General features: G+C 70.8%; 12 protein-coding genes. 5 read left to right on the top strand and 7 right to left on the bottom strand.

Translation table 11 applies throughout. The features are described from left to right. Positions 1-4 precede the first annotated feature (4 nt). The 6 genes from rbfA to rimP all read right to left on the bottom strand — a co-directional run bounded on the left by rbfA (position 5) and on the right by rimP (position 5,963). Positions 5-445 carry a 30S ribosome-binding factor RbfA gene (gene rbfA, locus ACYVDG_RS12420; RefSeq protein ID WP_460750045.1) on the bottom strand — a complete coding sequence of 147 codons (441 nt, stop codon included), beginning with the start codon at positions 443-445 and terminating at the stop codon, positions 5-7. Between the two features lie 2 nt (positions 446-447). Continuing rightward, positions 448-744: a DUF503 domain-containing protein gene (locus ACYVDG_RS12415; RefSeq protein ID WP_460750042.1), complete on the bottom strand. Its 297-nt coding sequence runs from the start codon at positions 742-744 to the stop codon at positions 448-450. A 90-nt stretch (positions 745-834) separates the two neighbouring features. Then, the gene (infB, locus tag ACYVDG_RS12410) at positions 835-3,837 is read right to left on the bottom strand and encodes a translation initiation factor IF-2 (RefSeq protein WP_460750037.1); all 3,003 of its coding nucleotides are present in this window, start codon (positions 3,835-3,837) and stop codon (positions 835-837) included. A 232-nt stretch (positions 3,838-4,069) separates the two neighbouring features. After that, the gene (locus tag ACYVDG_RS12405) at positions 4,070-4,363 is read right to left on the bottom strand and encodes a YlxR family protein (protein WP_460750270.1); all 294 of its coding nucleotides are present in this window, start codon (positions 4,361-4,363) and stop codon (positions 4,070-4,072) included. Positions 4,364-4,391: 28 nt separating this feature from the next. Further along, on the bottom strand, positions 4,392-5,456 hold the full coding sequence (gene nusA / locus ACYVDG_RS12400) for a transcription termination factor NusA (RefSeq protein WP_460750034.1): 1,065 nt from the start codon (positions 5,454-5,456) through the stop codon (positions 4,392-4,394). A gap of 24 nt (positions 5,457-5,480) precedes the next feature. Beyond that, positions 5,481-5,963, bottom strand: a complete 483-nt coding sequence (gene rimP / locus ACYVDG_RS12395) for a ribosome maturation factor RimP (protein ID WP_460750030.1) — start codon at positions 5,961-5,963, stop codon at positions 5,481-5,483. A 360-nt stretch (positions 5,964-6,323) separates the two neighbouring features. Here rimP and ACYVDG_RS12390 point away from each other — a divergent pair, with 360 nt between their 5' ends. Together ACYVDG_RS12390 and ACYVDG_RS12385 are read left to right on the top strand one after the other, a co-directional pair. Beyond that, positions 6,324-6,863 (top strand): hypothetical protein, encoded by a 540-nt coding sequence (locus tag ACYVDG_RS12390; RefSeq protein ID WP_460750024.1) that lies wholly within the window; start codon positions 6,324-6,326, stop codon positions 6,861-6,863. A gap of 73 nt (positions 6,864-6,936) precedes the next feature. Further along, the gene (locus ACYVDG_RS12385) at positions 6,937-7,413 is read left to right on the top strand and encodes a ferritin-like domain-containing protein (RefSeq protein WP_460750019.1); all 477 of its coding nucleotides are present in this window, start codon (positions 6,937-6,939) and stop codon (positions 7,411-7,413) included. A 1,573-nt stretch (positions 7,414-8,986) separates the two neighbouring features. Here ACYVDG_RS12385 and ACYVDG_RS12380 read toward each other — a convergent pair. Beyond that, positions 8,987-10,720 (bottom strand): proline--tRNA ligase, encoded by a 1,734-nt coding sequence (locus tag ACYVDG_RS12380; RefSeq protein ID WP_460750266.1) that lies wholly within the window; start codon positions 10,718-10,720, stop codon positions 8,987-8,989. A gap of 183 nt (positions 10,721-10,903) precedes the next feature. Between ACYVDG_RS12380 and ACYVDG_RS12375 the strand changes: the two genes are divergently transcribed. The 3 genes from ACYVDG_RS12375 (at position 10,904) to ACYVDG_RS12365 (ending at position 13,753) form a co-directional block, all read left to right on the top strand. Then, on the top strand, positions 10,904-11,755 hold the full coding sequence (locus ACYVDG_RS12375; RefSeq protein ID WP_460750016.1) for a spermidine synthase: 852 nt from the start codon (positions 10,904-10,906) through the stop codon (positions 11,753-11,755). Positions 11,756-11,874: 119 nt separating this feature from the next. Further along, on the top strand, positions 11,875-13,101 hold the full coding sequence (locus ACYVDG_RS12370; RefSeq protein ID WP_460750012.1) for a sensor histidine kinase: 1,227 nt from the start codon (positions 11,875-11,877) through the stop codon (positions 13,099-13,101). Then, positions 13,076-13,753, top strand: coding sequence for a response regulator (locus tag ACYVDG_RS12365; protein ID WP_460750263.1), 678 nt, complete (start codon positions 13,076-13,078; stop codon positions 13,751-13,753). Before ACYVDG_RS12370 ends, ACYVDG_RS12365 begins: the two co-directional genes overlap by 26 nt. The last annotated feature ends 163 nt before the right edge of the window (positions 13,754-13,916 follow it).

Below are 13,916 nucleotides of genomic sequence, written 5' to 3'. Positions count from 1 at the left end.
GGTGTTACTGGTCTTCGTCCTCGACCTCGCGGGGGACCTTGTACGGGTCCGCCTCACCCGCGGGCTCGGCTCCGGTGGCCCGCTGGGCCACTTCCTCGTCGGACTTGCGCGCGTCGACCAGCAGCTTCTCGATGTGCTGGGCGTTCTCCTGGACCTCATCGATGATGAAGGTCAGGCTCGGGGTGTGCCGGATACCGGTCTGCCGACCGACCTCCGTTCGGATCACACCCTTGGCGCTCTCCAAGGCGGCCGAGCTGGCCGCCTTCTCCTCCTCGGAACCGAACACCGTGTAGTACACCTTTGCGTCCCGAAGGTCCGCGGTGATGCGGGCGTCGGTCACGGTGACGAATCCCAGGCGCGGATCCTTGATGCGCCGGTCCAGCATCTCAGCGACGATCCGCTGGATACGGTCCGCGATCTTGCGCGCGCGTGCGGCGTCAACCATCGTCAGTCTTCCTCTTCGTTGAAGAGCCGCTGCCTGGCGGAGAGCAGCTCCAGTTCGGGACGGCCCGCGACGAAACGCTCGCAGGTGTCCATCAGGTCCCGTGCGTGGGCGGCGGTCGGCGCGACCACCGCCACACCGATCTTCGCCCGACGGTAGAGGTCGTGCTCCCCGACCTCCGAGACCGACACCGAGAACTTCCGGCGCAGTTCGGCGATGACGGGCCGGACCATCGAACGCTTCTGTTTGAGCGAGTGGACGTCTCCGAGGAGGACGTCCAGAGTGAGCGCCCCAACGTACAAGTGATCACCTGTGGTGTTGTGTGAGCCGTCAAAGGCGGGGCCCCGGACACGCTCGTCCGGGGCCCCAGGTGGATCAGTCCGCGCGACCAGCTAGTCGCGGGGCTTCTCCTGCATCTCGTAGGTCTCGATGACGTCCTCGACCCGGATGTCGTTGTATCCGACGCCGATACCGCACTCGAAGCCGTCGCGGACCTCGGTCGCGTCGTCCTTGAAACGGCGCAGCGAGTCGACGTTGAGGTTCTCCGAGATAACCCGGCCCTCGCGGATGAGACGCGCCTTGCTGTTGCGGCGGATGATCCCGTCGCGGACGATCGAACCGGCGATGTTGCCGATCTTCGGCACCTTGAAGACCTCGCGGATCTCGGCGCTGCCGAGCTGGACCTCCTCGTAGATGGGCTTGAGGAGACCCTTGACGGCGGCTTCGACCTCGTCGATGGCCTGGTAGATGACCGAGTAGTACCGGATGTCGACGCCCATGCGGTCGGCCAGCTGGCTGTTCTTGCCCTCGGGCCGAACGTTGAAGCCGACGATGATCGCCTCGGCGGACGACGCCAGGTTGATGTCGTTCTGCGTGATCGCACCGACACCGCGGCCGATGATCCGGATGCTGACTTCCTCGCCACCGGCATCGATCTTGAGCAGCGACTCCTCGAGCGCCTCGACCGAACCGGACATGTCGCCCTTGATGAGGAGGAGCAGCTCGGAGCGCTCGCCCTCCTTGATGGCGGACTGCCAGTTGTCGAGGGTGACCCGGCGGGCCGACTTCGCCTGCTGCGCGAAACGCTCGCGCGCCTCACGCTGGTTGGCGATCTGACGGGCCACACGGTCGTCCTTGACGACCAGGAAGCTGTCACCGGCGCTGGGCACGTTGGTCAGACCCAGCACCTGGACCGGACGGGACGGCTCGGCGCTCTGGACGTTCTCGCCGTGCTCGTCGAGCATGGCGCGGACGCGGCCGTAGGCGTCGCCGCAGACGATGGAGTCCCCGACATGGAGCGTGCCGCGCTGGACCAGCACCGTGGCCATGGAACCGCGACCGCGGTCCAGGTAAGCCTCGATGGCCAGACCCTGCGCCGACATGTCCGGGTTGGCCTGGAGGTCCAGGGCCGCGTCGGAGGTCAGCACGATCGACTCCAGGAGCGAGTCGATGTTGTCGCCGCGGAGAGCGGAGATGTCCACGAACTGGACGTCGCCACCGAACTCCTCGGCCACCAGGCCGTACTCGGTCATCTGGGCACGCACCCGCTGCGGGTCGGCGCCTTCGACGTCGATCTTGTTGACCGCGACGACGATCGGGACGTCGGCCGCCTTGGCGTGGTCGATGGCCTCGGCCGTCTGCGGCTTCACGCCGTCGTCGGCCGCCACGACCAGAACCGCGACGTCGGTGACCTTCGCACCACGGGCACGCATGGCGGTGAACGCCTCGTGACCGGGGGTGTCGATGAAGGTGATCCTGCGCTCTTCCTCGTCCACCTCGGTCGCGACCTGGTACGCACCGATGTGCTGGGTGATCCCGCCGGCCTCGCCGCTGACGACGTTGGCCTTGCGGATGGTGTCCAGCAGTCGGGTCTTACCGTGGTCGACGTGACCCATGACGGTGACCACCGGCGGGCGCGGACGGAGGTCGGCGTCGCCGCCCTCGTTCTCGCCGAACTCGATGGAGAAGGACTCCAGGAGCTCGCGGTCCTCGTCCTCGGGGCTGACGACCTCGACCCTGTAGGTGAGCTCCTCGCCGAGCAGCTGCAGTGTCTCGTCGGGCAGCGACTGGGTCGCGGTGACCATCTCACCCAGGTGCATCATGACCTGGACGAGCGACGCCGGGTTGACGTCGATCTTGTCGCCGAAGTCCGACAGCGAGGCACCACGCGACAGACGGATCGTCTGGTTGTTGCCGCTGGGGATCTTCACGCCGCCGAAGGACGGGGCCTGGAGGTCGTTGAACTCCTGACGCCGCTGCTTCTTGGACTTGCGGGCGCGTCCGGGACGACCGCCGGGACGGCCGAACGCACCGGCCGTTCCGCCACCGCGGCCACGGCCACCGCCGGGACGGCCGCCGAAACCACCGGGACGACCGCCGCCACCGGGGCGCGGACCCGCACCCGCGGGAGCGCCGCCACGGCCGCGGCCACCGCCGCCGGGACGACCGCCACCGCCACCGCGACCGCCGCCCGGGGGCGGGGTCGGGCGCGACGAGGGCATGTTCATCGGGCTGGGACGCGGACCGCCGGGACGGGGACCGGGGCGCGGGCCACCGGCACCACCGGGACGCGGAGCGCCACCGGCGGCACCGCCGCCGGGACGCGGGGTGCGCTGGTCACCCTGCTGCGGACCGGGACGCGGGCCCGGACGCGGAGCACCGCCGCCCGGACGCGGGGTGCGCTGGTCACCCTGCTGCGGACCGGGACGCGGGCCCGGACGCGGAGCACCGCCACCCGGACGCGGAGCGGCCGGCTTGGAGCCCATGCCCGAGGCGTTGGACGCGAACGGGTTGTTGCCGGGGCGCGGACCCGGACGGGGACCGCCCGGACGCGGGCCGCGACCGCCGTCACGGCCACCGGAACGCTCCTGGCGGTCGCCGCGCTGCGGTCGCTCACCGCGGCCGACGGCCGGACCGGGCTTGGGCGCGGCCGGACGGGGCCCTTCGCCGCGGGGCGGCTTCGGACCCGGCTTGGGGCCGGGCTTGGGCGCGGACTCCTCGGGCTTCTCGAAATGCGGCACCGCGGGCTTGTCCACCTGCGGGGCAGGCTTCTCGGCCGGCTCCTCGGGCTTCTGTTCCTGCGGGGCCGCGGGCTTGGCAGCGGGACCCGGCTTCGGGCCCGGCTTGGGAGCGGGCCCCGGTTTGGGAGCTGCGGGGCGCGCGGAGCTCTCGGCGGCGGGCTTGGCGGGGCCGGGCTTTGCAGCCGAGTCACCCTTCTTGCCGTTGCCGTCGGAACCCTTGTCGTCAAAAGCTTCTTGCAGGCGTCGCACGACGGGGGCCTCTATCGTGGAGGACGCCGAACGAACGAATTCGCCCATCTCGTTGAGCTTGGCCAGCACGGCCTTGCTCTCTACACCGAACTCCTTCGCGAGTTCGTACACCCGGACCTTCGCCACTACTCTCCTTCAGCTTCGGTCCGGGACATGGGCTTGTGCCGGACCGTCGTTAGCTTGAGTTACTCATCGCTGCGTACTCATCAGGCGCTCATCGCAATCTCGACCTGCTTCCTCATCGCTACACAACAATGGGCCAGCTCTGCGTGCCGACACAGCACAGCACACCGACCTCGGTCTCTATAACCTCGAGGCCAGCCCAGACATTCCAACCCTATCCGGATCGGCGAAGTGTTCAGTCACGCGGGGCGTCACCGAGTAGGGCCGCCACAAGTGAGGCGTCCCACCCGGTGGAACCTCCACCGTTCCGGTTCCGAAAGGCACGGGACCACACCCTGCGACGTTCGGCGAGCTCGAGGCATCGCCGGTCGTGGTGCAGGTATGCGCCGCGCCCCGGACGTCGACCCCGGGTGTCGGGCGTGATGACCGTGCCCTCGGCCACCAGCCGCACAAGGTCGGACTGGACTGTCCGCGACCGGCACCCCACGCATGTACGCACGGGACGGTCACGACCGTCTTCGGCCACCATATCGTGTCGGGACATACCTGCGACCCGATTAACCGGCCGAAGGTGCGTTGCCACTGCCCGGCTCGACCCCGCCGTAGCCCTCGGCCACAGGCTCGAAAGTCCCCCCGCTGGGCTCATAGCCCTCACCGGCGGCGTCGGCGGGCTCCGCGTCCGAACGGATGTCAATCCGCCAACCGGTCAGGCGCGCGGCGAGCCGGGCGTTCTGCCCTTCCTTGCCGATCGCCAGCGACTGCTGGTAATCGGGCACGACCACGCGGGCCACACGGGCGGCCAGGTCGAGGATCTCCACGGAGCTCACCCGGGCCGGGGACAAGGCGTTGGCGACGAACACCGCGGGGTCCTCGGAGAAGTCGACGATGTCGATCTTCTCTCCGTGGAGTTCGGCCATCACGTTCCGGACACGACTGCCGAGCGGACCGATGCAGGCGCCCTTGGCGTTGACGCCGCCCCGGTTGGAGCGGACCGCCATCTTGGTGCGGTGACCGGCCTCACGGGCGATCGCCGCGATGTCGACTGTGCTGTCGGCGATCTCGGGGACCTCCAGCTCGAAGAGCTTGCGCACCAGGTTGGGGTGGGTGCGCGACAAGGTCACCGAGGGGCCGCGGTGGCCCTTGCGGACCTGCACCACGTAGGCCCGCAGGCGCTCGCCGTGGGTGTAGGCCTCGGTGGGGACCTGCTCCTGCGGGGGCAGGATGGCCTCGATCTTGCCGAGGTCGACCAGGACGTTCCGCGGGTCCTTGCCCTGCTGGATGATGCCGGAGACGATGTCGTGCTCGCGGCCGGCGAACTCGCCCAGGGTCAGCTCGTCCTCGGCGTCGCGCAGACGCTGGAGGATGACCTGCTTGGCCGTGGAGGTCGCGATGCGGCCGAAGCCGGTGGGGGTCCCGTCGTGCTCACCGACGACCTCACCCTCCTCGCCGGTCTCGGCGACCCAGACGACCACGTGGCCGGTGGAACGGTTCAGCTCCACGCGGGCCTTCTTGTCGGCGCCCTCTTCGCGGTGGTAGGCGATCAGCAGCGCGTCCTCGATGGCCTTGGCCACCAGTTCGACGGCGATGTCCTTCTCGCGCTCCAGGCTGCGCAGGACACTCATGTCAATATCCACGGGGCTCCCCCTCTAGTCCGCCGCGTCGGTGTCGGCGTCGCGGCGGAATTCCACCTGGACCTTGGCCTTGGCGATCTTGTCGTAGGCCAGGGTGCGGGTCCGGCCCTTGACGTCCAGGGTCACGCCCTGGTCGTCGGAGTCGGTGACGCGACCGGTGACATCCCCTCCCTCGACGAGGGAGACCTTCACCAGTCGACCGCGGGAGCGCCGCCAGTGGCGCGGCTGCGTCAGCAGACGGTCCACCCCGGGTGAGGTGACCTCCAGGACGTAGGGCAGTTCACCCATCACGTCGGAGGCGTCCAAGCTGTCGTTGACGGCCTGGCTGACCTCGCCGACCGTGTCCAGGTCGACCCCGTTGTCGGAGTCGACCACCACGCGCAGGACCCGGCGCTTGCCCGCCGGTGTCAGCTCGACGGCCTCCAGGTCCAGTCCGGCTTCGGCCAGTACCGGCTCCAGCAGCTCGACAATGCGCTCATCGCGCGCGTGCGCTCCCATGCGTTCTTGCCCCTCAAACGGCGAAATTCCGCCCGCTCGGCCGTCGGCCGTTGAACGGGGCGGTCCAGCTCTGTACGTAGTCTGCATTCGGTCCGCGCCCCACGGGGGACACGTGAGTGCCGCGCGTCGCGTGCGACGGCGGCTGTGGATGCAAGGGTATCCACACCTGGGGCGGCCCCAGGTCGGTAAGTGCGGGCAGGGCGCGTCGCGGCCTCCGGTGCCGGTGGCCGGAAGCCCGCGCTCGTACGGGGTGTCGCGGCGGACCACGCCCGCCCCCGGCCGTGGAAAGATGGGGCTGGCCGCCGCTGACAGCGGGAGCCGTGGAGACCGCGCCGAGGCGCGGGGCAGGGAGGAGACCGCGTGGGCCTGTGGAACGTCAACCGCCGCACAGTGCTGGGTGTCACGGCCATGGGCGTCGCGGCGGCCGGGACCGCGGGTCTGAGCGGTTGCGGAACGGCCGACTGGTATCCCTCCGACGAGACCCCGGACGTGTACGTCCTGCGCTCGCTGATCAGCGACAAGGAGCGGATGATCGTGCGGTACGAGACGGCGCTGGAGAACGGCACGGGCCCCTCGGAGCTCCTGGAGGAGTTGCTGGAGCACCACCTCACCCACGTGGACTCCCTCGTCAACGCCCTACCGGAGGACTTCGCCCAGGACGAGGACGAGCCCGGCGGAGAGACCGGGCCCGGCGGGGCGGAGGACGGCCAAGAGCCCCCGGCCGAGGACCCAGCGCTGGACGCGGTGCTCGACGTGTCGGGGCTGCGCGCCCTGGCGGCCGCGGCGACCAGCGCACGGCTCGACCAGGCGGCGGCGGTCACCGACCCCGCCCTGGCCCAGCTCATCAGCGGGATCGGCGCGTGCGAGGCCGGGCACGCCCACCTGCTCGCGCGGGCCTGAGCGCGCCCGCCGCCCAGCTCCCGAAACACAGCTTCCGCACCCCGGCCGACGCCCCGCAAGGAAGGCACACACGTTGAGCGACAGCGCTACGCCCTTGGAGACCGCCGCTGAGAGCCCGGCCACGGAGGAGGGCGGCGACCCCACCGCCGCGGCGCTGGCGGAGGCCCTGAGCGCTGAGCACGCGGCCGTGTACGGGTTCGAGTTCATCGGCGGGGCGGCCGAGGACGAGGACCGCCGCGATCGCGCGTCGGAGGCCGCCTACCAGCACAAGGCGCTGCGCGACGCCCTGCACGAGGCCGCGGTGGAGCGGGACATCGACCCCCCGCCCGCGCTGTCGTCCTACCCGCTGCCCGAAGGGCGCGGCGGCGAGGACATGGACTCCTTCGCCGCGGGCCTGGAGACGACCTCGGTGGACGCCTACCTGTGGTTGAGCGCCTCCGCCGACACCGACCTGCGGACCACCGCGGCGCGCAGCCTCCAAGAGGCGACGGTCCGGTCCCTGGAGTGGGGCGCAGGCCTCGACCCCCTCCCCGGTTTCGGGGAGAGCTGACGACGGGGGCGGCGGCCCGGGGTCCGGGCCGCCGCCCCCGTCGTGCGGATGCTGCCTGAGAGCCTACTGACAAAGGGGTTTGGTTACCCGGACCGCGGCCAGGAGCAGCCGGAGCCCCCATGAGCGGAAACTATTGGGCGCTAGTGCCCACACACAGAACTGAAGTTGCTTCAGTTCGGTAGACACCTGTGAGCTGGGTTTCCCTGCTGGTGCGGGGTTCCCTGCTGGTGCGGGGTTCCCCGCTGGTGCGGGGTTCCCCGCTGGTGCGGGGTTCCCCGCTGGTGCGGGGTTCCCCGCTGGTGCGGGGTTCCCTGCGGGTACGGGGTTCCCCGTTTCCTGCCGCTTGATGGTGGCCGTCTCCGCTGCGCGCGTCAAGGTCGTCGCCATCGAGCGCTTCGCGCGTCATTGGCGCTCCACCTTGACCCGCTTCGCTGCGACGGCGGGTCGGCGGCAGTCAGGAAACGGGGGGCGTGTGGTCGGGGCGGCGACGGGACCGGCCTTCGGCCGGGAACTGCCCCGGGCCTGCGGCCCGGTCCGGCCGTGGCCGGCCGGATTCCTTCCCGTAGGTCTGGTTGTGTCGGCAGGCGCGTCGCAATCCAGTGGCCGGCCGGCGACGAAGAGCCCGATCAGGTGCCTGGGTGGCTGGGCGCGTCCCACCGGTCTGGCGGCTCGGTGGGTGGACCGGTCGGGGCGGGGTGGTGCTGTTGGACCGGTCGGGTGTGGGTTCCAGGGCATCGACCCCCCTGCTGGAGTCATTTTGGGCACCGAGAATGCCTCCAGGGAGGGGGCTCACCGGCCCCCGGGTGCTTCCGGGAGGGGGCTCGGCGCCCCAGGCGCCCCCATGTGGGGGGGTAGCGGGCGCCCCCGGTGGGCGCCCCACACGGAGGCAGCCCCGCTGTCCGAAACCAGCCCGGTGGTGGTGACCGCTGCGTCCAAAACCGGTTCATCCCCGATGATCTTGCCCCCAGCTCCACCCTCGGCCGTCGAGGGTGGAGACAGGGGCAAGATCATCGGGGAAGGGGGAGCTGAGTCTGACCGAAAGCCCGGTGGGACGCGCTCTGCCATGCGCCCGGCCTGATCGGGCCCTTCGTCGCCCACTGGCCACTGGATTGCGACGCGCTGGCCGATCAAGCCGGGCGGACGGGCAGGGATCCGGCCGGCCACGGCCGGAGGGCCGGGGCACCAGGCCCGGACGGGCGAAGCCCGGCCCACCGGGCCGGACGGGCGAAGCCCGGCCCACCGGGCCGGACGGGCGAAGCCCGGCCCACCGGGCCGGAGGGCCGGGGCCCGAAGGGACCCCTTGGCTACCCCGACCACACGCCCCCCGTTTCCTGACTGCCGCCGACCCGCCGTCGCAGCGAAGCGGGTCAAGGTGGAGCGCCAATGACGCGCGAAGCGCTCGATGGCGACGACCTTGACGCGCGCAGCGGAGACGGCCACCATCAAGCGGCAGGAAACGGGGCAACCCGCACCCGCAGGGAACCCCGCCACAGAGGAAACCCCCACCTGGGACCCCACCCTCACGGCAATCCCCGCCCACCCTTTGTCAGCTTGTCAGCAGACTCTGCGGTGCCTACTCGGCGCAGGCGGCGACGGTGCGCTCGATGATCTCCTCGACCGGGAGGTCGTCGCGCTCGCCGCTACGGCGGTCGCGGAGCTCCACGACGCCGTCCTTGAGGCCTCGGCCGACGATGACCACCGTGGGGATGCCCAGCAGCTCGGCGTCGTTGAACTTCACGCCGGGGGCCGCCTTGCGGTCGTCGACCAGCACGCGCAGGCCCCGGGCCTCCAGCTCACGGCCGATCCGCAAGGCCTCCTCGACCTCACCGCCCTTGCCGGTACCGACCACGTGCACGTCCGCGGGGGCGATTTCGCGCGGCCAGACGATGCCCTTGTCGTCGTGCGACTGCTCGACGACGGACGCCACGACGCGCGAGACACCGATGCCGTAGGAGCCCATGGTGACGCGCTTGGGCTTGCCGTCCTGGCCGAGGGCGTCCAGCTTGAACGCGTCGGTGTACTTGCGGCCGAGCTGGAAGATGTGCCCGATCTCGATGCCCCGCGCGGTGTACAGCGTGCCCTTGCCGTCAGGCGAGGCGTCGCCGTCGCGCACCTCGGCGACGTCGATGGTGCCGTCCGGGGTGAAGTCGCGCCCGGCCACCAGGTCGACGATGTGGTGGTCGGTCTTGTCCGCGCCGGTCACCCAAGAGGTGCCGGTGACCACGCGCGGGTCGACCAGGAAGCGGACCTTGTTGTCGATCAGCGCCTTCGGGCCGATGTAGCCCTTGGTGAGGAAGGGGTTGGCGGCGAAGTCCGCCTCTTCCAGGATCGAGACCTCGGCGGGCTCCAGCGCGGCCTCGAGGCGCTTGAAGTCGACCTCGCGGTCGCCGGGTACCCCGATGGCGAGGAGCTCCCACTCTTCGCTTCCGGGGGTACGGGTCTTGACCAGGACGTTCTTCAGGGTGTCGGCCTCGGAGAAGTCGCGGCCCATCCCGGCGTTGTTGAGGAAGTCCACCAGGGTCTGGATGGTGGCGGTGTCCGGGGTGTGGTGGACCCGGGCCTCGGGCAGCCCTTCGACGGGCAGTTCCGCGGGTGCCGGGGTCTTGACTGCCTCGACGTTGGCGGCATAGCCGGACTCCGTGCTGCGCACGAAGGTGTCCTCACCGGTGGGTGCGACGGCCAGGAACTCCTCGGAGGCCGAACCGCCCATGGCGCCGGAGGTCGCGGAGACGATGACGTACTCCAGGCCGAGCCGCTCGAAGATCCGGATGTAGGCGGCCCGGTGCTTGTCGTAGGAGGCCTGCAGGCCCTCGTCGTCGATGTCGAAGGAGTAGGAGTCCTTCATGTGGAACTCGCGGCCGCGCAGGACACCGGCGCGGGGCCGCGCCTCGTCGCGGAACTTCTCCTGGATCTGGTAGAGCACGACCGGGAAGTCCTTGTAGGACGAGTACTCGCCCTTGACCAGGACGGTGAAGAGCTCCTCGTGGGTGGGGCCGAGCATGTAGTCGGCACCCTTGCGGTCCTGGAGCCGGAACAGGTTGTCGCCGTACTCGTCCCAGCGGCCGGACGCCTCGAAGTACTCCTTCGGCAGCAGCGCGGGCAGGAGGACCTCCTGGCCGCCCATGGCGTCCATCTCCTCGCGGACCACGCGCGACACGTTCTCCAGGACCCGCTTGCCCAGGGGCAGCCAGGAGTAGACACCGGGGGCGGCGCGGCGGACGTAACCGGCCCGGACGAGCAGCCGGTGGCTCGGCACCTCGGCGTCCGCCGGGTCCTCACGCAGGGTGCGCAGGAACAGGGTCGACATCCGCAGTAGCACGGCCACTCCTCGGTGATCGCGCCCAGAGGGCGCGGTTGGAAAACTTGGGGAAACCCAGGCTAGCGGTCCTCGGAGGGGTTTCGCGCGTCCGTTTCGACAAGGGCCGCGGGAGGCCTAACGTAGGAGGGATTTCCCTAACGTAGGAGGGATTTCCAGATGTGAGGCGGGGACATGGGCAGACGTGTGCGTGACAGGGTCGAGGCCGAGGACGAGGTCTCGGCGGTGCCCGGGGTGGACCTCCTCGCCGACGCGGACCGCCCCAACTCGTGGTTCCTCCTGGTGGAGGGCACCCCGCAATCGCACGTGGACCTGTCCGACCCCGCTTACCTGGACTTCTCGTACGTGCGCCGGATCGCGCACGCCGCCGACCTGGTCGCCCCCGAGGGCGAGCCGATCGAGGCGATGCACCTGGGCGCCGGAGCGCTGACGGTGGCGCGCTATGTGGCGCACAGCCGCCCGAAGTCACGGCAGCGGGCGGTGGACGTGGACCCGGCTCTCGTGGAGACGGTACGGCGGCGCCTCCCTTGGGACCGCAAGGCGCAGCTGCGCGTGGGCATCGGCGACGCCCGGGACTGGATCGCCGCCCGGCACGACTCGAGCGCCGACCTGATCGTGTCCGACGTGTTCGCCGGGGCACGGACCCCGGCCCGGCTGACCTCGATGGAGTTCTACGCCGAAACCGCCCGGGTCGTGCGGCCCGGCGGGTTCCTGGTGGTCAACATCGGTGACGGCTACGCCCTGAAGCACACCCGGACCCAGGTCGCCACGGTCGCTTCGGTGTTCCCGCACGTGGTGATGACCGCGGAACCCGGCGTCCTGCGCGGTCGCCGCTTCGGCAACCTGGTCCTGGTGGCGGGCCACCGGGCGCTGCCGACGGACGAGCTGGGGAGGCTGGCCCACCGCGATCCGGAGATGGCCAGGATGGTGGAGGGCGAGGACCTGGACCGGTTCGTCTCCGGGAGGGCGCCGGTCCGCGACGCCGACGCGGTGGACTCCCCCGCTCCCCCGACCGACATCTTCTGAGAGTTGGTCGGGCCCGGTCTCCTCGAGCAGCGGAGTACGCCCCCGGGAGTAGGCCCGACCCCGAAGTGACCTCCTGAGGGGGACGGCGTCCCGGAGGGGACCGCCGTACTGTCGGACTCGTGGCAGCACTACTCACCCGCGTTCCCCGTCCCACCCGAACCGACCTCTGGCTCGCCTTGGGGCTCCTGTTGCTGTCGGTGGGCAGCACGGCCGTGATCGAAGTGGTCGATCCGGTCCCGGAGGACACGCGTCCCTGGCCATGGGGGTACGCGCTCATCCTCGTGGCCTGCGCGCCGGTGCTGTGGCGTACCGCGTGGCCGTGCGTGACGGCGGCGGTGACGGTGGTGGCCGCGACCGTCTACTACCCGCTCTCCTTCCCCGACGGCGCGGTCATGCTGAGCGCGCTCGTCATGCTCTACACCGTCGTGCGCTGGGGCTACCGGATCTTCGGCTGGCTCCTGGGGCCGGGGCTGTTCGTCCTGCTCAACACTTACACGCTCCTGAAGGGCGGTGCCCTGCGCGCCGACTCCGTGGCCACCCTCGCCTGGATCATCGTGCTGCTGTGCGTCGCCGAGATCCTGCGGTGGCGCGCCGACTACCAGCGGGCGGACCGGGAGCGCGAGGCCGGAGCGCAGCGCACCATGGAGGAGGAGCTTCTCCGCAGGGCCTCGGACGAACGGCTGCGCCTGGCGCGCGACGTACACGACACCGTCGCGCACAACATCTCGCTCATCAACGTGCAGGCCGGGACGGCGCTGTACCTGATGGAGTCCCAGCCCGAGCGGGCCGCCGAGGCGCTCGCCACCATCAAGCAGACCAGCAAGGACACGCTCACCGAGCTGCGCTCCACGCTGGGTGTACTGCGCGCGGTGGACGAGGCTGCTCCCCGGTCCCCGGTCCCTGGGCTCGACCGGCTCCAGGACCTGGTGGAGGGCGCCCGTACGGCGGGGTTGGCCGTGGACCTGTCGGTGACCGGCACCGAACGGCGTCTCGCCGTCGGTATCGACGGGGTGGCCTACCGGGCCGTGCAGGAGGCGCTCACCAACGTGGTCCGGCACTCCGGCTCGGACCGGGCCCGGGTCGGGATCGATTACGGCCCCTCGGCCCTGGTCCTGGAGGTCACCGACGACGGCCGCGGGACCGTGGGGCCGCCGGCCCCGGGCAACGGCATCACGGGGATGCACGAACGGGCCGCCCTCGTCGGGGGAACGGTGGACGCCGGACCCGCCGAGGGTGGAGGATTCCGGGTGCGGGTCGCGCTGCCGGTCGACGGCGGCCCCGCCCAAGGGCAAGGGGAACCCGATGAACGGGGGGAACACGGTGATCCGGGTACTGCTCGCCGATGACCAGGCCTTGGTCCGGGCGGGGTTCCGTGCCCTGTTGGACAGCGCCCCCGACATCGAGGTGGTCGCGGAGGCCTCCGACGGCGGGGAGGCGGTCCGCCTCGCCCGCGCCGAGCGCCCCGACGTGGTGCTGATGGACATCCGGATGCCCGGCGTGGACGGCTTGGCAGCCACCGAACGCATCCTCGCCGAACCCGCGCTGGACCGGACGCGGATCGTCATCCTCACCACGTTCGACCTGGACGAGTACATCTTTGAAGCGTTGAGGGGCGGCGCGAGCGGCTTCCTGGTCAAGGACACCGAACCCCACGACCTGCTCCAGGCGGTGCGGGTCGTCCACGGGGGCGAGGCGCTCCTGTCCCCCGGCATCACCCGGCGCCTCATCGCCGACTTCGCCCGCCGCCCTGCCCGGTCTCCGGAGCCCTCTGTGCGACTCAACGGGCTCACCGAACGCGAGCGCGAGGTACTCGCCCTGGTCGGCCGCGGCCTGTCCAACGAGGAGATCGCCGGGGAGCTGGTGCTCAGCCCGGCCACCGCCAAGACCCACGTCAGCCGCACCATGGTGAAGCTGGGCGTGCGCGACCGGGCCCAACTGGTGGTGCTCGCCTACGAGACCGCGCTCGTGACACCCGGATGGACCCGGGACCACCCTTAGAGGGCCCTGAGGGACATCCGGGATCGCCCGTACACCCCGGGAAGTAGGCCCCTTCCCCGCATACCTCACTCGGGGGTGGCCAAGAGTCGCCCGGGAGACGATGTGGCGGCCCCGGCCGTCGGCGGATGCTGTTCAGCGTCCCCACCCGCCGACCGCAGAGGCC

The sequence above is a fragment of the Nocardiopsis oceani genome (assembly GCF_054777395.1).
Note: the sequence above shows the minus strand (reverse complement) of the source record. Positions and strands in the feature narration are given on the sequence as shown.